Here is a 21,108-nt window from a genome sequence, read left to right as displayed (position 1 = left end):
AAGGTGGTAATAGCCACCTAAAGCAGAACTCTATACTTGGGTATAGAAACGGGCGTAACTATATAATACTAATAAAGATTTTCAACGTGACACATTGACCACAATAAGCAATATATAACGCTCATAATGACTCTATCGGCACCCAAAACCACATTAGTGATAGTTGTTCTAGATATTTCGCCTTCTATAAAAGCCATAATGCTAAGTTTCTCATTTATATAATAAATCACTTCAGTAGACACAGATCACAAAAAAGCGAGCTTAACGCTCGCTTTGATTATGCTGCCAAAGGCAAATTTGATGAGAGATCTTCTTTAAGCAAGTGCGGACTGAAGTCCTGAATAAATGCCGACAGTGTCTTATCTAAAGTAATCGTATCTTGGGCTTGTTCTGCTATTGCACCGAGATCGTTTTCGCCTTTCACCGTCACGGTGATTTGACCGTCTTGCAGCGCACTCATATCTAGGTTCAAACTCCAGCTACCGTCGCCCGACACATTGACGCTCGTTTCTGCGGTTTTGCCACCGTTCGTATCACTTGCCTGAACCGTTAATGACTCGCCCGTTGCAAAGCGTGTACTGCTACCCGTGATGGCCACTGCCGCCGCATCCGAGGCGTTAATCGTATTACCACCATTGATGCTGCCAATCGTGATAGTCGGTGTAATCGGTAAGGCATGCGCTGTGTTGGTATCACCCACATTGCCCGTTAAATCGGTGTAATTGCTGACTTCAAGGCTGATGCTGCGCTCACTACTGTTCGGCACAACCACATTACCCGTCCAGACTTTTTTGTCTGCCGTCGCCGCTAGCGAACTGATGCTCGTTCCACCTAAGGTCGCTGTCGCTGATTGCAGCTCTTTATCAAACTCCAGTCTTACGCCGACAGTTTGACCTATCGCTTCATGACTTGGTGTGAATGTCACTGACGATAGGCTTGGCTTCGCTCGAGTCATCTGAGCCGTATCTGTCGCCGGCGTCGCCACTGCGTTAAGGTTGTTTTCGCCTTTCACTGTCACGGTGATTTGCCCATCTTGCAGCGTATCAACGTCCAGGTTCAGACTCCAGCTACCGTCGCCCGACACATTGACGCTTGTTTCTGCGGTTTTGCCACCGTTCTCATCACTCGCTTGAACCGTTAATGACTCACCCGCCGCAAAACGTGTACTGCTACCTGTGATGGCGACTGACGTTGCATCCGAGGCGTTAATCGTATTGCCGCCGTTGATGCTGCCAATCGTGATAGTCGGTGTAATCGGTAAGGCATGCGCTGTGTTGGTATCGCCCACGTTGCCCGTTAAATCGGTGTAATTGCTGACTTCAAGACTGATACTGCGCTCACTGCTGTTAGGCACAACTACATTACCCGTCCAGACTTTTTTGTCTGCCGTCGCCGCAAGCGAACTGATGCTCGTTCCGCCTAAGGTCGCTGTCGTTGATTGAAGCTCTTTATCAAACTCCAGTCTTACGCCGACAGTTTGACCGATGGCTTCATGACTTGGCGTGAATGTCACTGACGATAGGCTTGGCTTCGCTCGAGTCATCTGCGCCGTATCTGTCACTGGCGTTGCCACTGCGTTAAGGTTGTTTTCGCCTTTCACTGTCACGGTGATTTGCCCATCTTGCAGCGCACTCATATCTAAGTTCAAACTCCAGCTACCGTCGCCCGACACATTGACGCTCGTTTCTGTGGTTTTGTCACCGTTCTCATCACTTGCCTGAACCGTTAATGACTCACCCGTTGCAAAGCGTGTACTGCTACCCGTGATGGCCACTGACGTTGCATCCGAAGCGTTAATCGTTTTACCGCCGTTGATGCTGCCAATCGTGATAGTCGGTGTGATCGGTAAGGCATGCGCTGTGTTGGTATCACCCACATTGCCCGTTAAATCGGTGTAATTGCTGACTTCAAGACTGATACTGCGCTCACTGCTGTTCGGCACAACCACATTACCCGTCCAGACTTTTTTGTCTGCTGTCGCCGCTAGCGAACTGATGCTCGTTCCGCCTAAGGTCGCTGTCGCTGATTGAAGCTCTTTATCAAACTCCAGTCTTACGCCGACAGTTTGACCTATCGCTTCATGACTTGGCGTGAATGTCACTGACGATAGGCTTGGCTTCGCTCGAGTCATCTGAGCCGTATCTGTCGCTGGCGTCGCCACTGCGTTAAGGTTGTTTTCGCCTTTCACTGTCACGGTGATTTGACCGTCTTGTAGCGCATCAACGTTCAGGTTCAAACTCCAGCTACCGTCGCCCGACACATTGACGCTCGTTTCTGCGGTTTTACCACCGTTCGTATCGCTCGCCTGAACCGTTAATGACTCACCCGTTGCAAAACGTGTACTGCTACCCGTGATGGCCACTGACGTTGCATCCGAGGCGTTAATCGTATTACCGCCGTTGATGCTGCCAATTGTGATAGTCGGTGTAATCGGTAAGGCATGGGCTGTGTTGGTATCACCCACGTTGCCCGTTAAATCGGTGTAGTTGCTGACTTCAAGACTGATACTGCGCTCACTGCTGTTAGGCACAACCACATCACCCGTCCAGACTTTTTTGTCTGCCGTCGCCGCTAGCGAACTGATGCTCGTTCCGCCTAAGGTCGCTGTCGCTGATTGCAGCTCTTTATCAAACTCCAGTCTCACGCCGACAGTTTGACCGATGGCTTCATGACTTGGCGTGAATGTCACTGACGATAGGCTTGGCTTCGATCGAGTCATCTGCGCCGTATCTGTCACTGGCGTTGCCACTGCGTTAAGGTTGTTTTCGCCTTTCACTGTCACGGTGATTTGCCCATCTTGCAGCGCACTCATATCCAGGTTCAAACTCCAGCTACCATCGCCCGACACATTGACGCTCGTTTCTGCGGTTTTACCACCGTTCGTATCGCTCGCCTGAACCGTTAATGACTCACCCGTTGCAAAACGTGTACTGCTACCCGTGATGGCCACTGACGTTGCATCCGAGGCGTTAATCGTATTACCGCCGTTGATGCTGCCAATTGTGATAGTCGGTGTAATCGGTAAGGCATGGGCTGTGTTGGTATCGCCCACGTTGCCCGTTAAATCGGTGTAATTGCTGACTTCAAGGCTGATGCTGCGCTCACTGCTGTTCGGCACGACCACATTACCCGTCCAGACTTTTTTGTCTGCCGTCACGGCTAGCGAACTGATGCTCGTTCCGCCTAAGGTCGCTGTCGCCGATTGCAGCTCTTTATCAAACTCCAGTCTTACGCCAACAGTTTGACCTATCGCTTCATGACTTGGCGTGAATGTCACTGACGATAGGCTTGGCTTCGCTCGAGTCATCTGCGCCGTATCTGTCGCTGGCGTCGCCACTGCGTTAAGGTTGTTCTCTCCCTTAACGGTAAACGTTATTTGCCCATCTTGCAGCGCATCAACGTTCAGGTTCAAACTCCAGCTACCGTCGCCCGACACATTGACGCTCGTTTCTGCGGTTTTACCACCGTTCGTATCACTCGCTTGAACCGTTAATGACTCACCCGTTGCAAAACGTGTGCTGCTACCCGTGATGACCACTGACGTTGCATCCGAGGCGTTAATCGTATTGCCGCCGTTGATGCTGCCAATTGTGATAGTCGGTGTAATCGGTAACGCATGGGCTGTGTTGGTATCACCCACGTTGCCCGTTAAATCGGTGTAGTTGCTGACTTCAAGACTGATACTGCGCTCACTGCTGTTAGGCACGACCACATTACCCGTCCAGACTTTTTTGTCTGCCGTCACGGCTAGCGAACTGATGCTCGTTCCGCCTAAGGTCGCTGTCGCTGATTGCAGCTCTTTATCAAACTCCAGTCTTACGCCAACAGTTTGACCGATGGCTTCATGACTTGGCGTGAATGTCACTGACGATAGGCTTGGCTTCGCTCGAGTCATCTGCACCGTATCTGTCACTGGCGTTGCCACTGCGTTAAGGTTGTTTTCGCCTTTCACTGTCACGGTGATTTGCCCATCTTGTAGCGCACTCATATCCAGGTTCAAACTCCAGCTACCATCGCCCAACACATTGACGCTCGTTTCTGCGGTTTTACCACCGTTCGTATCGCTCGCCTGAACCGTTAATGACTCACCCGTCGCAAAACGTGTACTGCTACCCGTGATGGCCACTGACGTTGCATCCGAGGCGTTAATCGTATTACCGCCGTTGATGCTGCCAATTGTGATAGTCGGTGTAATCGGTAAGGCATGCGCTGTGTTGGTATCACCCACGTTGCCCGTTAAATCGGTGTAATTGCTGACTTCAAGACTGATACTGCGCTCACTGCTGTTAGGCACAACCACATCACCCGTCCAGACTTTTTTGTCTGCCGTCGCCGCTAGCGAACTGATGCTTGTTCCGCCTAAGGTCGCTGTCGCTGATTGCAGCTCTTTATCAAACTCCAGTCTGACACCGACAGTTTGACCGATGGCTTGGTAACCCGGGGTAAAAGTCGCATTTGTTAGGGTTGGTAAAACGCCTTCAACCCCCAGAAGCAAACTATCCCCTTTTCCGGGGATAGTGTTTAAGCTCTGGTAACTATTATCATCAACCCGTATCGTTATATTTTTGTTTTCGCCGACTGGACTTAAGTACTTAACCGTCCAGGTAATATTGTCAGCGGTCGCCCAAGTTTCTTGTTTTAGTTGGCCAACACTCCCACTATCGCTCGCACTGAGCTTTACATCTGAGAAGTCAAAATTTTTGACTTCTTCAGAGAATGTAAACGTTAGAGTCGCCTCTTCCCCTCCGGCCAGAGGGGGAGTGGCTGTCGTCGAGATTGCAACTGTCGGAATCGTCGCAGCCTCAACTTTCGCGTCAATCGTACGCTCAGCGCTCTGATTGGCGAGATCGGTTGCACTTACTTTGAACGTATAGCTCCCCGGTGCAAGAAGATAGTGGAATACATAAGGATCCGACTCGTTGGTCGGTTTAGTAACACGATCAGGGCCAAAAAGTCCGGTACCATTATCCGCAGCTGAACTAACAACATTCAAATTCTTGTCAGTGACGTATGCTGTAACATCTAGCTGATACCTGCCGTTATCAGGAACCTGGGATAACTGATTGGCACTTGCTATAGAAACCGTTGGTAGCTCATGGTCTACTACGGCAGGGATACCTTTATCGTCGTAACTACCGTTAAAGAGTTTGAAGCTCTTCACTTGTCTACCAATAGAATCCGTTACCGTTACCTTAAAGGTATACGCAGCTTGATCATTAACCGTAAAGTTCATCACGCCGTTTGCACTTGATGAGTTAATGTTACCAGTGTATTTCAAGCTGTCCCCAGCGCTTGGTACTAACTCTAAGCTATACTGGGAAGCACTTATACCTTGTTTATCTACGGTTGTAATCGTATAGGGCTGGCTGTTGTTTTTAAGTAGCAGCTTGCCACCTTCTAATGAGCTAATACCGTCCAAACTCACCGTAACTTCCGGAGTCTTTATATCGATAGTTTTCGATGCGGTAGTGGTCAGGTTTACTTTATCGGTCGCTATTATGTCAACTTTAATGCTATCAAGGCCTTCAAGCTGCGATTTATCTAGCTCAAAGTAGTCCATATCCGTTACTTTCTCTTCTACGAATGATGGGTTGAGAACTTTGTACTTAACTTTGGCTAGACCACTTACCTCGTCATCAATATTGAATCTGAAACGAATTTTGTCAGCGCCTGACTGAGTGATAAATACCTCATCACCAATAGTAGGTGGTGATTGATCAACTTTGACATTGATACTATCACTACTTTTATTCGACCATACATCAATGGCAGAAATGCTAACATTTAGAGTTTTACCATCAGTATCTTTAGAAAGTGGGATAGAAAAAGTCGAGCAATCATAACCAGCCAAATCTCCTGTTCCACATACTTTAAGGTCGGTAAACAAGCCATCGTTATCTCTCTTGTTATACGACGTACCGCCTACGTTAGCGGTTATATTATCTAACCGAGAATTGTCGTTGCGTTTAATTTTAAATGACACACTCAGCTGTTGCTGCCCATCAATTACCGAGTCTGCCTGAGGGCTAAGAATTTCAACAGTCGGATTAACGGTCGGGAGTAACAACGACAAGCTATGGTCAGCGGCTAAATTACCCGCAACGTCGCTCAAGTTCTTAATTTTGTAATCGTGACTAGAACTTAAACCATCAATAACGTCACTGTACTTTTCTTTGTAAGTACACGAAGTCAAGCCTTTTGTATCTGTATTACAGCTTTGCGGAGTAAAAGCCATATTGCCGCGGTTTCTGACTAGTTTAGGGTAAGCATTCTGATCAGAGATGTTTACTCCAGACAACTTATCTTCAAAATCTAGCGAGAATTGGAGTGTTTTGTTTGTACCATCCTGAGAGCCATCAGAAACTTCAGTACCCACAAATTGATACGTATCACCATGCTTCACTACCGGTGCATCAGTATCTACCATTTCAAAGCTATATTTATTTACTGTAGATTTATCATTGGTACCAATAGTTCTAGTTATCAGCACTACTTTATCCGACATGCTAGTGCTACTTTTAACAGTACAAGAGTAAGGCTCATTCGGATTATCAATGATGCCGGAGTAAGCACCGCTATCTGTTGGAGCGTCGTCTGAAGTGTAGTTTTCTCTCACCCAGCACTCTAAAGTCTTAGCTTTCACTTCTCCAACAGGCTCGAACGTTACCGTTAGTTCAGGGCCAGAGATATGACTTTGGAACGGTTTTGGCGCAGCTATCTTCAGGGGAACACCTTGTCGCTGAACACTCATCGTTTTTGTAAAATCATTAACTTTACGATCAGACTCCGCGTTATATTTAACATTATTGAAAACCTTAATCCTAAGGTCATACCTTCCATCTTCAGGGAGGTCTGCTGGTGATAATTCCGCCTGATACTTCCCTTTCGAAATCTCTATGAATGCAAGATTGGAAGATTGTGGTTGAGCCGAGTGTTTATAAGTCGCCTCAATTTTATCAATACCACTTACGTCCTCTACTTCCATCGTTATCACGACTGGGGCATTGCGAGTAATCGCACCGTCAATGCTACTTTGGTCATCTTTATACGCTAACGTATAAGACTTAACACTAGGCATGTTGTTATGGACTTTCACTTTAAAGTCAGACGTAGAAGTATTTCCTCGAACATCGTTACCTTTAAGACGTACCCAGTTATCACCATCTTTCAAATCACCCAAAGGTAACTTCAGCGTCTCTCCGACTTTTGTTCCAGTTTCAGATTGAGGAGGAAGATCTGTATATGTCCAATATTCGAGGCTTCCAATGTCGACACCCGAAAGTGATGTAGCGCCGTCTTTATCAAGATCTTCTGCTATGACGTCAAATACATACTTGCCAGGATAGTAAACATCCTCACGCTCTGGCTTAAAGCCATGCAAAGATAACGTAGGACCTTCTCTGTCGAGCAATATTTGGCTTGGCTGAGACTCAGATACAAAGCCATACTCATCCGTTGCTTTTACAAATAAACTGACCAGATTATCGTCTTGGCTGAGTACAATTTTGTCACTTTCAGCGGTACCTATCGACATATCAAAAGGTTGAGTCGGGTTTTTAGGCTCAGTAATGGTGTATATTTCTCTATCTTGTGATTGTTCTTGCCCTTTCTGCCAAAGTGACACTGCTTTGACTGCTGAGTCATCCGTTACAGATTTAAATTTCACATTAAACTTACGGCCCAAAACATAGCTACCAGACGCAGCATCGACAATCCATGGGCTGTCCAAAACAATATCTGGGCCCTTGTTGTCGACTAGAAATTCAAACTCTCCTTCACCTGAACTCGCTGGGAAAGCACTGTTTGTTGCGATAACCTTAAAGGTGTTTTTTTCCTTATAATCAAAAGCCGTGGGGATCAACCGAACTTTAACGTCAGGCTGTGTTCCGAACAAATAAGGCTCATCACTGGTTTGTGGTTCAACCTCATAGTGCTTCAGGTTCACGAGCTTGCCAGCCCCCGTTTTCAGTAAAACGTCAACTTGCTTACCCGGACTTAATCCCCAACTAATATCAGGCGTCCAAGCCGCATTACCACCGATTCTGTTAGTAAGGACTGTTCCATTTACAGCAGGAGCCTTTGAATCAATTAATACCTTAAACTTTGGAGCAGAAGAAGTGCCATCTGTGACTTTGTTGCCTAGGTTATCTTCGGCAGATACCGATACTATCCATTCACCTTCACCTAGGTCGATGACTTTGCCTTGCTCTGCACAACGATCGCCAGTACAGAGTTTGACTTTAAAGAACTCATTGTTGTTGCTATCAAACAAATCGTGTGTATAAGAGAATTTCTCCCCGCTTAGTTTTGAAAACGTTATCCCCCGTTGCTCCAACTTGTCACCAACGGTATCTTCTATCTTAAACATCAACTCCTGCACGTAGCTTGTATTCAGATAGACTTCGTCAGACTCAATGCCATTCGGTAACACATAACTCGCTTTAGGATAGTCATTGTCGATGTAAAGTGACTGTGTATGAGGTGCTTTACCATTATAACCGTGGGCATTGCCTTGTAAGTCTTTCGCACTGGTTTCCAATGCAAATTCAACAATGCCTGGTAAATTCGTTGACTGAGTGTTGAGAGTGAACTCGTATTCTTTGCGATAGCTCGAACTCGCTCCACTCTCAGTAATATCAAGGACTAAATCAATCGGGGTATTTGGATCACTTTGTTTGTACCATCTTGTCACAAACTTAGGCTGACTCCCGTCTTTTGTATCAATACCAGATGGGTCCTCCAGTATAATTTTTGATTCAACTTGCCCTGCAACATATAGATTGTTACCAACTTTGGTTTCTCTGCCGCTTTCGATCACGATAGTAGGCTCAGGAGCCGACTTATCAATACTTTCACCTGCTTTGTCAAAAATGGGATTACCATCCAAATTTGGGTTAGCTTTGGAAATGGCATCCGCATATGCTTGCGCAACATTAGGCTCTATACCATTGCTCGTCATAATATCGTAGTAGCTTTGAGCTAAATGTTTCCTATACGTATCAGGACCAAACTCATACAAATCTAGCACGATTTGATGATTGCCTTTCCCCAAACCATTTGCTTTTCCGTCAAAGCTAAAGTCATCATAGACTGCTGATGAGAAATCTACAGAATTGTACGAAGGAGTTTGTTGCGCCAGCTTTTCAAATCCTTCAACTAGGAAACGGTGTAAATAATCATTGGAAGGGTTCTTCGGAATCGCATTAGCCAACATTGCATTGGTTGCATAAGGTGTAACAGTCGGATCAAAGCCGAAAAACGAGTTGTTATAACGTCCGGCTAATGCTTCTTTTACATCATCTAAAATTTCAATGGCACGCGCTGAGGTTTTTTCACCTGCAGTAAGCTTATTCCACTGGTAGTCAAACAGACCAGTTTGATAAGTCGACAGTTCAGTCAAATAAAATGACTGCGAACCGTTGAGCTTAAAATAGGCCCCAATATTGGCGTCATTAAGTTTGACTTCCTGCTCTGCACTTGGATCGTTTTTCCACTGGTAGTAATGTGGGGAAGAGCCCTCAACACCAATTAGTCTTAAACGCATAAAGTCGTAATTGACAAGGTCAGTTGTTACTTCACAAGAGGCAACATCAAGTTCTGGTTTCGCCTGACTGGTTTGAGCTGTACAACTTGCCAATGATGTGAACTCTCCTGCAGGCGTTAAACCTTCTAATTGGACACGAGCTCCAATGAACGGTGTCACCACCTTCATTGTTGGCAAATCAAAACTACTGCGGAAGTAAACACTTTGAAGCTGGCTCTTATTGCCTGCACCATCTATCGTTTGAATGGTAAGCATATGGCTGCTGTTTTCTGACGTACTCTTAAAACCTGAGCCAAGTATTTCTTTAACATATGGCACGTAGTAGACCATTTCTTCTACACGATCATTCTCTTTTACAATCGTCTCATGTGGAATGTTGGCCGTACCCTCCGACGCTTTATTCTTGATTACGTCTTTATACGTATAGTTGCCATCGTTGTTAGGGCTTACATAGTATTTAACCTCTAGTGTTAGGTCGTCCGCGCTCGAACCCAGTACTGTGCTGCTATTAATGTCGAACACTCTTACACGTAGATAAGGGATTTTATTTTCTTTCAGCACACTTGGGTTAAAGTTCTTAAAGTCAATATTAGGTATCGCTTTCTGTATGCCTTCGCTCGCATAGATATAATCGATCTTTAAATAGTCTCGGATCGTCTGAACATTTTCTTTTGTATAAGTATCTTGATTATAAGAAACTTCTTTGGTGCTTCTTTCTCCAGTTATATCAACTTGAAGAAAGTTCATGGGTGCACCTTCAGGGAAAGAAAGATCTTGAGTAGGCTCTTGGTCATCCTGACGTACCTCAAAAGGCTCAATGCCAACATTGCCTCTTTTGTCTGTCGCGCGCACCTCAAACGATGTAGACGAGTGAAATTCGGCAATAGGATAGGAATTACTAAATTCACAGGCTTTACCTGAGTTAGCTGAAACACATTCCAACTCAGTAGGTAAACCTCCTTTAAACGATACTGTTACTGAAGCTAGCTCTTCAGGCGGCTCTTTCACAATACCTTTAAGTACATAGTCTTCACCTTGATCCTGCTTCTTGATGGTAACACTTGAGGTAATTTCAATAACAGGGGCATTATTGTCCCATTCGAACGGAACTAAATGCCCTGAACCAGTTCCTGCTACAAGCGCGTTACCCAATACGTCAGATGTATACGCCACCAAACGAGCCGCTGTAACATTTGATAGTTTTGTATCATCGTTAACATCAATTGCATCAATGGCTGCGGTATCAATACTCACTTTGATCTTGGTTTCACGTAAACCTGCTTTAAAGTCATCAAATACAATTGAACAGAATTGGCTGCCTGAGGACTGTAAATCGTCACACTGATATTCACTCGACCATGAGCCATTCAGTTGATACTGGATATAAACGGATACATCCTTCACGCCGACTTCATCAGTTAAAGCAATATCGACTTTATCTTTGCCCGCAAGCACCTCACTTCCAACTCGGGTGACATTTGGCGCAGTGGTATCGATCTGAGTTTCATCTCTAGGAGGAACAAGCCCCCCACTGTTTCCGTTCGCTCCCTGACCATTTAGCTGTTTACTAAATTCAACATAATCATCGCCAGATGTACCAGATACATTGAGATCAGGATCATTTACAACAATTAGGACATGCTGAGAAAACTCGTTGGTATATACATCACTGGTGATCTTTTTTTGACCGAACGTTGATTTGCTAAGACCGCCAGTTACTGAGCTGATCTCTTCACCATTGAGTAAGCCATCAGCGGCCACATCTCGATATTGAATGTCGGCAAGATGCATCGAGGTATAAATATTGTCTGAGTTACCATGCTTTTTGATCATGTCGTAAGACAATGACGAATAGGCAGTCAGTAAAGCTCCGTACTGGTGGCCAGGAGTCGCGTACCCACTCTGACCACCTTTTGTGATATCAATCGGTAAGGTTTCGTTAACATTGAAACCGTACATCGAGTTCACACTTTCTATAGACGAAGAAATCGCAGTAGAGCCTGCTAAACCTTGGGAGATTTTATACTTTGTCAATCCAGCTGCTATGTTCGTCAATGGCGTTAACATTAAGCTATGAGTGCCGCCTTCGCTGTAATTAATCACACCATCCAGCTTGAGCATGTTGCCATTACTAACTGAAACCGTTTCTTTGGTTAGTGGATCTGTGTACCCACCGCCTTCAGCACGTATCAATAATGGTCGAGATGCCGCTTCAAACTCTAACTTGTAGTTTCCTACTGAGTCAGTTTTTGTACTCGCCAGTTTCCTGCCAAGCTTCCCGTCGTCATATTCCCAAACGTTTACTGTCGCACCGTAAACCGGAGCGTCAAAAACATTTCCAAAGATAGTTCCTGTTTTACGGGCATCAGGAGTGTTATCTCCTCCTTCACCACCACCACCGCCACACGCGGTTAACAATAGTGATGCAGTTATAAGACTAAGGTGCAGTTTCAGCATATTTTTAGTGAACATAGTAGTTTGGCAAAGTATATTTTCACGCGATTATATTATCGTCAAAAAATATCTCAACATGGCAAAACAACCATGAAAACAGACACAAAAACTAGCTCAATAGTTAAATTTAACGCCTATAATTACCTCAATACAGTATGTATAATTATTTAATTAGTCAAAACACACTAATTAGGTCGATCAGAGTGTAAGTTTTTTTTCAAAATATTATACTTCCCATCAACTGCTCTTCTATGAACCACCTTTAACTTAATGACTAGTTTAATATTTAGACAAAACACTAATAATATTGCTCTAACACTCTTTGTCATAGCTGTTGCGGTGGTGTTCGGAGTATCCGTTACGCACAGTGTTCTTACTCCAGATACTCAATTCCCGACTCCTAGTAATAGCATTGACTTTCGCCCCCCCACTAAAACAACATCTCATAAGCTGGCTAAAAAAAATGTCGTCGTAACTGGGACCATTGACTACTCATTCATCACTTCAATGATTAATGTAGGACTGTCTAAAAGAGAGATAAATTCATTGTTGAAGTTAATAGGGAACAATTTTGATATTGTAGGCTCTGTTAGAAAAGGGGATCGATTTTCAATTAAACTTGAAAGCAATAGATATAATGAAAGGAACATCCGTTCTTTTTACTACTCCGGCAGTGGAAATGACTTTTTCGTAAGTACAGATAATGATAACGGTGCGCTGAATGAGTTTGGTGCTAAATTTAATACTCCTCTTGTCTATAGATATCCTCTAAATAGCTTCCACAAAGTAAGCTCTGAATTTAATCTTAAGCGTAAACACCCAATAACTAAACGGATTACACCTCACCTGGGAACAGATTACGCCGTTCCTATTGGAACACCCATTTATAGTGTTGCTGATGGGCGCGTCATTAAATCTCGCTATAATCGTTTCGCTGGTCACTATATAAATATTCAGCACGCAGATGGAGCGATATCCAGATACCTTCATCTATCTCAACGAAATGTAAGAGCAGGAGACAAAATTACACAAGGGCAACAAATTGGACGCTCTGGAAACAGTGGCAGGACAACGGGTCCCCACCTACACATTGAGCTTGTACTTAACGGCAGACATGTTGACTTTGAGCACTATACTAGCTCAACGCCTCGCTCTATGGGTGACCCGAAAAAATTAATTTCAGCTCAGCTCGATCGCAATGAACTTGTCCAGGCTCTCGCACATACTGCACTCGAGCCCTAAAAATCATTAGTAATACGACAGTTATAATCCTACTGATACAGATCACATCTTTTGTTACAATGCCGCCAATTTCAGTAAAAGGTGTATGTAGATGGAATGTCGATTGGGTTGCGGGGCGTGTTGTATCGCACCAAGTATTTCTTCACCAATTCCAGGTATGCCAAATGGTAAGCCTGCTGGTACTCGATGTATTCAGCTAAATGAAGACAATCTTTGTAAACTGTTTGGTAAGTCAGAAAGACCCAAGGTGTGCCATGCGTTTAAGCCTTGTCCTGTTATATGTGGCAATACCAATGCTGCCGCGCTCAAGAACATTACCGAGTTAGAGTCTTTGACTTAGCGGCTATTCCCCAAATAGTTGGAGATAAAAATCCTATGATTCTGGGGCTAGCAAGCAATAAAAAGCCGCACGAGTTTGCGGCAATTTTAAGATAAGGTTAGAGTCTTTGCCTACCAAGCAATGAATGCGACAAGGTTGTGCCATCGACAAGCTCTAGCTCTCCTCCGACAGGGACACCATGCGCGATCCTGCTCGCCTGAACTTGGTGCTCTCGACAGAGTTCAGCAATATAGTGTGCCGTTGCTTCACCCTCAACAGTAGGATTCGTCGCAAGGATCACTTCGCTAATATCACCACGGCGCAGACGAAAATCCAGAACGTCTAGGCCGATATCACTAGGGCCAATACCATCGAGTGGCGACAAGTGCCCCATTAGCACAAAGTAGCGCCCCGAAAACTGACCTGTCGCTTCTACCGCTGCGATATCTGCTGGGCTTTCCACCACACAGATTTGGCCGTTTTCCTGACGTTTAGGATTTGTACAGATATGGCAAGTTTCTTCTTCGGTGAAAGTGCGACACTCACTACAGTGACCTATTTCGGTCATCGCATGACTTAAAGCATCGGCAAGTTGCAAACCGCCTTTTCTATCCCGCTGTAACAAATGAAAGGCCATACGCTGCGCCGACTTGGGGCCAACCCCAGGTAGACAACGTAAGGCCTCCATCAATTGCTCCAGCATATGACTGGTGCGCATTAATTCTTACTCTGTTAGAAAGGCATCTTCATGCCTGGTGGTAATTGCATACCACCAGTCACACCAGCCATTTTCTCTTTTTGAGTTTCTTCAACGCGGCGCGCCGCATCATTGAATGCTGCTGCAATAAGATCTTCAAGCATTTCTTTGTCGTCTTCCATCAGGCTTTCGTCAATTTCAACACGACGCACACTATGGCTACCAGTAATCGTTACTTTCACAAGGCCAGCACCAGATTCACCGGTTACTTCCATATTAGCGATTTCTTCTTGAAGCTTTTGCATGCGATCTTGCATTTGCTGGGCTTGCTTCATTAGGTTGCCCATACCGCCTTTACCAAACATGTTAATCTCTCTGGTTAGTTAGCTTGTTTCGTTATTAGATGGGGCTCAATTGCTAAAATTCAACCCCGACAATTATATTGGTCTTACGCTCTCTTTATCGAGCTCTGCGGCAAAGCGCTTCTCAATAAACTGAACATTCGCATCTTGTTCTAAGCTTGTGAATGCTTGCTGTAAGCGCCCTTGATAAAGCTTGTCTCTCAACTCTAGCGGCGTCTCACCACTATCGCCGACTTCAACACTTAGATGGCACTCTTCACCAAGAACACGATTGAGTTCACCAAGCAATTCACTTTGTGCTCTATCTGTATTCAGATGCGCTTGGCTCGCTCTTAGAGTTAACGATATTGAAGCGCCATTTTTCTCATAGTATGAGTTTAGCGCAAGCTGCTCTGTTAACTTGGCTGTCGTTAACTGGCTAACTAATGTCGCCCACTCGCTTTGTTCTAAGCTTTCATCAACCAACTTTTGCACCATTTCTGGCGTCTTTTCATGTTCTAATGCTTTCTTCAGTAAAGTTGGCGTTAGCTCTATCGATTCTTTTTGTATCTGAGGTAAGGTTGGCTTCCATTGGTAGGGCTCATCCTTAGCTGGCTCAGGTGCTGCATTGAAGTTCGACTGTGACAATGGCGACACCTGCACTGAGCTAGCGTGTTTTTTAGCAACACGATCTAGAACAGAATCTGGTTTTGCAGATGCCGCATTAATCTTTTTTGGCGTATTGCCTTGGTCAGATCCTAGCCCTTTTCGCTGCGACCGCAGTTGGTGACGCAGCCCACTGACTGGTGATGAAGCTCGTGGCGTTGACTCTGATTGCGCTGAACTTGGGCGCGGCTGTACTTGCGGTGGCATCATCTCAGAAGGTGGTGGTGTAAACTGCTCATTAGGCTGCATATAGGCATCGGCCGAATCTGCGTAAGGTGGTGGCTCGTAACCATAATCTGGCGCAGGTGGCTCCGAGCTAGGCATAGCAGTTGATTGGCTTGCTTGTGGCGCTTGAGGCTGACGAGCTTGGCTACGCATCGCCGGATTAACAACAGGCACCGTATTAACAGGTGCAGCAGTCGGTTGCGGCTGAGCCTCAACTCGCGTGCTGATCACATTCGCTTGCGGCTGCGAGGCTGGTCTAAACGCCATCATGCGTAATACAACCATCTCTAGCCCCACTCTTTGCGAGGGTGCTAAAGGTAAATCTTGCCGACCTTTTAAAGCGATCTGATAGTAAAGCTGAACATCTTGCGGACTTAGCTCACGCGAAAGCAGCTCCACTTTTTCAGCATCTGGTTGGCTTTGGTCGAGAGTAGCAGGCAGCGCTTGATACATGGCTAAGCGGTGAAGTTGACTAGCAAGCTGTTGTAGTAAACCATCCCACTCAACACCATTTTGAGCCAGCGCGCTAATAGACTCCATCGCCACTTGTGGCTGCTTAGAGCTAATCGCCTCAAGTAGATGCAGTGCTTGATCGGTATCTAATGTCCCCAGCATGTGAGCGACGCTTTCGGTCAGTACTTGACCGTTACCTAAAGCAATGGCCTGATCACTTAGGCTTAATGCATCGCGCATACTGCCATCTGCCGCGTGGGCAATCATACCGAGCGCCCGCGACTCTGCCGTGACGTTTTCATGCTGAAGAATGTGATCGAGCTGCTCGTGAATATTATCGACACTGATCGGTTTTAAGTGAAACTGAAGACAGCGAGACAAGATAGTCACAGGCAGTTTTTGCGGATCAGTGGTCGCCAGTAAGAATTTCACATACTCCGGAGGCTCTTCCAATGTTTTTAACAATGCATTGAAGCTATGGCGAGAGAGCATATGCACTTCGTCAATTAGGTATACTTTAAACCGACCACGTGCAGGTTTGTACTGCACGTTATCGAGAAGTTCACGAGTATCTTCAACCTTGGTCCGTGATGCCGCATCAATCTCTAGTAGATCAACAAAGCGACCTTCATCGATCTCTTTACAGGTATCACACACACCACACGGCGTTGCTGTTATCCCTGTTTCACAATTCAACCCCTTAGCAAACAGGCGACCAATTGTGGTTTTGCCTACGCCTCGTGTCCCACTAAACAAGTAGGCATGATGAAGACGATTTTGAGCTAACGCATTTTCAAGTGCTGTTAATACATGGGCCTGACCAACCACTTCATTGAACTTAGTCGGTCGCCACTTTCGCGCTAAGGCAAGATAACTCATGCAACTATACCCATAAATAACCTACCCGATTAGTGACCTTCGAACTCACAGATGCTGTATACGTTAAGACCTAGGCCTTCAAGGCGCTTATCACCACCGATTTCAGGAAGGTTAATAACAAATGCAGCGTGCTCAACTTCACCACCCAACTGACGAATCAGTTTTGTTGTGGCTTCAATCGTACCACCAGTTGCAAGCAAGTCGTCGACAACCAACACTTTGTCGCCTTCACTTATCGCATCAGTGTGAATCTCTAATGTATCCATGCCGTACTCTAGCTCATAAGACTGAGCAACGGTAGCACGTGGGAGTTTGCCTGGCTTACGAACTGGAACAAAGCCTAAACCTAGCTCAAGAGCTAATGGCGCACCGAATAGAAAACCGCGCGCTTCAGTACCAACAATTTTGGTAAAGCCCATATCTTTGTATTTATCGACCAGCAACTGGATCGTTGCTTGATACGCTTTCGCATCTTCCATTAGGCTGGTTACATCACGAAATAGAATACCTGGTTTTGGGTAGTCAGGAATGCTTTTGATGCTAGATTTGATCTGTGAGATTGTTTCAGTAGTCATAGTTCTTCTTAGATTGGCGAGTTGGCGTGTTTATTACAACACTGACCAAAATAGTTAGCGTAATTCTCAGCACAATCTAACCAATGAAAATAACTAAAATAGTTGCCATGGTTTGTTGTGCATAAAAAACAAACGCCCACTATAAAAGCGGGCACACTTCTTCACAATCTTAGTGATTTTCTTCGCTATCGGCAAGGTACTCAATCACAGGCAGGCGAATAAACCAACTCAACAAAATCACCAACATTACGACGAGACCAATCTTTAACCAAAAATGTGGCACTACCCATATGGAAAACGCAAAACTTAGTAGTATCCATATCACTCCACGTTTTTTGACCTTGGTGGTTACTGCGCGGTTTTGATGCCAGTTGGTTAGAATGGGCCCAAACGTTTTATGTTGATGAAGCCAGCGATGAAATCTGGGGCTGCTGCGCATAAAACATGCACTAGCAAGAAGAATAAATGGTGTAGTAGGGAGAAGAGGGAGAAATATCCCTATGATGCCCAGTATAAGGCTGAGCACACCAACAAAATGAAGAAAAAGTCTACGGATTATGATGGTATGCTCCAAGTGCTATTTAGAAGCCCGCATATCCGTTAAGCACGCGTATCCAAGTCAATGTTGCTGGTAGCGTCGGGATAAGTAGGACTGCAATAAATCCTAGAAAGTAGTAGATATTATATGGTTCTTTAAAATCTTTGTCTGCCATGAGCTCACTTCTCTAAATCAGGGTAACGACTTTACTCCCAATTGATTAACTAAATGTTAAAAACTTGGGTTGTTTTTGTTTTATGGCGGACTATACCCTAATCATCCGCCGACAAACACCGACGAATAAAAGGGTTATTATGAATAGAGGGAACTGAATTTAGGCATTACTCCCGCGGTATATATCTAAGCTAAAGCTGCTCGAACCTAAGCAGCTTAAGCTTAACTGACAGGCGGACTGAATTGGCAAATCAGTGGTGATAAAGTTCTTTCCGCAATTTTCTCCAAGCAGTAGGCCTGCTGGGATGTGTTGGGAAAAATACCCGTTGGCCCACTGTGCGTCTAAACCCGCAGGCAAGATAGAGAGTGATCCCTCAGACAAATCAGCCACACCAAATAAGGCTTTAACTGGCGTGCTGCAATCCGAGCACTTGATCCCTTTCTCAAGCAGCGCCGCTATATCCTTAAGATCAGCATTAAAGCATTTGAGATTACGTAAATAGTCATGGAACAAGGCACGAACTAACAACGTCGTTGCTGCCCCATGTTGCCCCTCACTTGCAGAATCAACAAGATAGAAGGCAAACTGACCATTGATCAGCCATGCGTAGTCAAATACAAGTGGCATGACATCTGTCGATTGCAGTAACCGATAGCTGCACTTCCAATCCCCTTGCGAGGTATCTTTGTCTGGTAACAGAGCGTGCAACAAATCTTTGGCGGCACTTGGGTTTTCTTCTAAGTACTCAAGATGCCAATGCAGCTCTTGCTCTTCCGGCATATCACCGCTATCAACCCTAAACCATTGACTCGAAAAGTCGCGCTGATCACACAGGTGATTGTCAGAATCATCAAGTGTGTTTTCAATCGCGCAAGCAAGATGCTCGTGATTACTTATCGGTTTTGCTAAAAAGTCCTTAATACCAAACCGAAGTGCTTTGGCGACATCCGAAATCTCATCTGTTGCAGAAACAACGATCAGTGGTAGTGATGGGTACTCGAGACTAACTTCTTCGACAAACTCTATCCCATCCAAAATAGGCATAGAGAGATCACAAAGAATGAGATCAGGTTCATTCGAACGTAGTTTTTGTAGTCCATCAAGGCCATTTTCTGCCTCAATAACTTTATAACCTTGGGTTTCTAAAAAGCCGAGTGTGATGCGGCGGAAAATTGGGTCATCGTCCACCAGCATAATTACTTTCTGCCCAGGTACGACAGGCACAGCCGCACTGGTTCCAACTTCTATTGTTTTATGCATAAACCTTTGCCTCACACAACTACGGTTACTACTCTTATTGTTCTTATTGTCTTTTGCTTCACACACTCTTTAAAAAGTAGTCCTGAACCGTGATTTATACAAATCTTCCACTTTGAAGCGTTGTTGCATACTATATGTATGGAATATCAAGTATCGATAAACTTGTTGATGTGACGCAAGCTTTGACATTTGATATACATATAAATTAACCGAAATCGTAAAAATGTGTGTCTGAACAATGAAATTAGATGATCTAAACCTATTTAGGCTCGTGGTCGAAAATGGGAGTTATACCGCAACTTCCCGTAAAACGATGATTCCAGTAGCTACAATTACGCGTCGAATTCAGGCCCTAGAAGACTCTTTAAACTTACGCCTTCTTAATCGTCATGCGCGTAAACTATCCCTTACAGAAGCAGGCGAACGTTTTTACAATGAATGCTCTCCGCTATTAAGCCGTTTAGCTTCAGCGGCAGAAGAGCTAACAGATGAATGCCGAGGTGCTGCGGGTAAAATACGCATCACAGCACCTTCTAACTTGACCAAACGCATGATGATGCCGATGTTCAATGCGTTTATGGTTGAGTACCCTGATATAAACATTGAACTCACTACGAGCAATCATTCTGACCAGCTCGACCCAACTGAGTGGGATGTTATTTTCCGTGTGGGCCCCCAGCGTGATTCTAGTCTAATCGCTCGTAAAATCAGTGCAGTGGCCGACATTCTTGTTGCAAGTCCTGAGTACTTGAAGCTGTGCCCTTCACCTAAGCACGCTGAAGATCTACACCACCATTCACTGCTTAAAGGCTCTCCACTGCTGAAATGGCAATTGTCTAACCATAGTGGTGAAACCATCATCAACAACGACAAGGGCCGATTCCAAGCCAACACTCTCGATGTAGTCAGAAGCGCATGTTCTTCTGGTTTAGGCATTACACTAATGCCAGACGTGATGTTACGAGAATATATTGAAGACGGCAGCTTAGTTCGTGTACTCGAAGATTGGAGTGCCAACCCTAGAGACATCTATATGCTGTACAACCACAAAGATCACCTTCCTGAAAAGGTCCGACTGTTTATCGATTTTGTGATTGCGTATAACTTACATTAAGCAAACGCTGAAAGTAAAAAAGCTTGGTACTCACCAAGCTTTTTTTGATTCTTATAGGTATTCGACGAACTTGCTTAGATCCCTTTCAGGGACTTTCATTGGTGTGCAACTAGGAGTACCAAGATAAAGGAAGCCAACGATTTCATCGTCTTCTTCCAAATCAAATGATTGATGTACTTCTGGATGAAACATCCACTTTCCAGAGCGCCAGAACCCTTGAAAGCCTTGAGCAACAGCAGCCATTTGCATCGCCTGTACCGCACATCCCGCCGACAGATACTGCTCAAGAGCAGGAACTTTGTCATGCTCTGTCACTTTAGCAATCACGGTAATCACCATCGGAGCACGAAATGGGGCATTTTTGAGCTTATCAATCACGGCTTGTTCACTGTTCTCTGATTGTGCCGCTTTAACTAAGATATCGGACAGCTTACTAAGCCCTTCTCCTTGAGCAATAACGAACCTCCACGGTGTTAGACCAGCATGATCTGGGGCTCGTAGGCCCGCACGGATTATGTTTTCTAACGCTTTTCCTTCAGGTGCTGGCTCTGATAGTTTCGCAATTGAGCGGCGATTGAGCAGTAAATCTAACGCATCCATTTCACTTCCTTAAAGCTTTATTGTTT

12 protein-coding genes are annotated in these 21,108 nt (G+C 45.0%); 3 read left to right on the top strand and 9 right to left on the bottom strand.

Annotation, left to right across the window (positions count from 1 at the left end):
- Positions 1-277: 277 nt before the first annotated feature.
- Entirely contained in the window at positions 278-12,001 is an 11,724-nt protein-coding gene (locus ZX61_RS22110) for a tandem large repeat (RefSeq protein WP_049846742.1), read from the bottom strand.
- A gap of 267 nt (positions 12,002-12,268) precedes the next feature.
- Here ZX61_RS22110 and ZX61_RS22105 point away from each other — a divergent pair, with 267 nt between their 5' ends.
- On the top strand, positions 12,269-13,240 hold the full coding sequence (locus tag ZX61_RS22105; protein WP_049846741.1) for a peptidoglycan DD-metalloendopeptidase family protein: 972 nt from the start codon (positions 12,269-12,271) through the stop codon (positions 13,238-13,240).
- A 91-nt stretch (positions 13,241-13,331) separates the two neighbouring features.
- Complete coding sequence (locus ZX61_RS22100; protein ID WP_049846740.1) at positions 13,332-13,580, top strand: YkgJ family cysteine cluster protein; 249 nt, start codon at positions 13,332-13,334, stop codon at positions 13,578-13,580.
- Positions 13,581-13,677: 97 nt separating this feature from the next.
- Here the strand turns inward: ZX61_RS22100 and recR are convergent, their stop codons facing one another.
- The 7 genes from recR to ZX61_RS22070 form a co-directional block, all read right to left on the bottom strand.
- Complete coding sequence (recR, locus tag ZX61_RS22095) at positions 13,678-14,277, bottom strand: recombination mediator RecR (RefSeq protein ID WP_049846739.1); 600 nt, start codon at positions 14,275-14,277, stop codon at positions 13,678-13,680.
- Between the two features lie 14 nt (positions 14,278-14,291).
- Complete coding sequence (locus ZX61_RS22090) at positions 14,292-14,621, bottom strand: YbaB/EbfC family nucleoid-associated protein (RefSeq protein ID WP_004413339.1); 330 nt, start codon at positions 14,619-14,621, stop codon at positions 14,292-14,294.
- A gap of 72 nt (positions 14,622-14,693) precedes the next feature.
- Positions 14,694-16,820 (bottom strand): DNA polymerase III subunit gamma/tau, encoded by a 2,127-nt coding sequence (gene dnaX, locus ZX61_RS22085; RefSeq protein ID WP_049846738.1) that lies wholly within the window; start codon positions 16,818-16,820, stop codon positions 14,694-14,696.
- Between the two features lie 29 nt (positions 16,821-16,849).
- Complete coding sequence (gene apt, locus ZX61_RS22080; protein ID WP_049846737.1) at positions 16,850-17,395, bottom strand: adenine phosphoribosyltransferase; 546 nt, start codon at positions 17,393-17,395, stop codon at positions 16,850-16,852.
- A 169-nt stretch (positions 17,396-17,564) separates the two neighbouring features.
- Positions 17,565-17,969: a YbaN family protein gene (locus ZX61_RS23870; protein ID WP_082173533.1), complete on the bottom strand. Its 405-nt coding sequence runs from the start codon at positions 17,967-17,969 to the stop codon at positions 17,565-17,567.
- Positions 17,970-17,976: 7 nt separating this feature from the next.
- Positions 17,977-18,108 (bottom strand): hypothetical protein, encoded by a 132-nt coding sequence (locus tag ZX61_RS24680; RefSeq protein ID WP_004748332.1) that lies wholly within the window; start codon positions 18,106-18,108, stop codon positions 17,977-17,979.
- A gap of 159 nt (positions 18,109-18,267) precedes the next feature.
- A complete protein-coding gene (locus ZX61_RS22070; protein WP_049846735.1) occupies positions 18,268-19,368 on the bottom strand; it encodes a response regulator in 1,101 nt (366 codons plus the stop codon).
- Between the two features lie 238 nt (positions 19,369-19,606).
- Between ZX61_RS22070 and ZX61_RS22065 the strand changes: the two genes are divergently transcribed.
- Entirely contained in the window at positions 19,607-20,482 is an 876-nt protein-coding gene (locus tag ZX61_RS22065; RefSeq protein ID WP_049846734.1) for a LysR family transcriptional regulator, read from the top strand.
- Between the two features lie 51 nt (positions 20,483-20,533).
- On the opposite strand, the gene ZX61_RS22060 is transcribed toward ZX61_RS22065, so the two are convergent.
- The gene (locus ZX61_RS22060; protein ID WP_049846733.1) at positions 20,534-21,082 is read right to left on the bottom strand and encodes an NAD(P)H nitroreductase; all 549 of its coding nucleotides are present in this window, start codon (positions 21,080-21,082) and stop codon (positions 20,534-20,536) included.
- Positions 21,083-21,108: the final 26 nt, after the last annotated feature.

Source organism: Vibrio sp. VPAP30 (assembly GCF_001188205.1).
Classification (GTDB): Bacteria; Pseudomonadota; Gammaproteobacteria; order Enterobacterales; family Vibrionaceae; genus Vibrio; species Vibrio bivalvicida.
The sequence above is the reverse complement of the archived record's forward strand: the minus strand, read 5'-3'. Positions and strand labels throughout refer to the sequence as shown.

Coding starts and splice junctions, on each gene's coding strand:
- ZX61_RS22110 (WP_049846742.1), bottom strand. CDS start 12,001: ATGCTGAAACTGCACCTTAGTCTTATAACTGCATCACTATTGTTAACC.
- ZX61_RS22105 (WP_049846741.1), top strand. CDS start 12,269: ATGACTAGTTTAATATTTAGACAAAACACTAATAATATTGCTCTAACA.
- ZX61_RS22100 (WP_049846740.1), top strand. CDS start 13,332: ATGGAATGTCGATTGGGTTGCGGGGCGTGTTGTATCGCACCAAGTATT.
- recR (WP_049846739.1), bottom strand. CDS start 14,277: ATGCGCACCAGTCATATGCTGGAGCAATTGATGGAGGCCTTACGTTGT.
- ZX61_RS22090 (WP_004413339.1), bottom strand. CDS start 14,621: ATGTTTGGTAAAGGCGGTATGGGCAACCTAATGAAGCAAGCCCAGCAA.
- dnaX (WP_049846738.1), bottom strand. CDS start 16,820: ATGAGTTATCTTGCCTTAGCGCGAAAGTGGCGACCGACTAAGTTCAAT.
- apt (WP_049846737.1), bottom strand. CDS start 17,395: ATGACTACTGAAACAATCTCACAGATCAAATCTAGCATCAAAAGCATT.
- ZX61_RS24680 (WP_004748332.1), bottom strand. CDS start 18,108: ATGGCAGACAAAGATTTTAAAGAACCATATAATATCTACTACTTTCTA.
- ZX61_RS22070 (WP_049846735.1), bottom strand. CDS start 19,368: ATGCATAAAACAATAGAAGTTGGAACCAGTGCGGCTGTGCCTGTCGTA.
- ZX61_RS22065 (WP_049846734.1), top strand. CDS start 19,607: ATGAAATTAGATGATCTAAACCTATTTAGGCTCGTGGTCGAAAATGGG.
- ZX61_RS22060 (WP_049846733.1), bottom strand. CDS start 21,082: ATGGATGCGTTAGATTTACTGCTCAATCGCCGCTCAATTGCGAAACTA.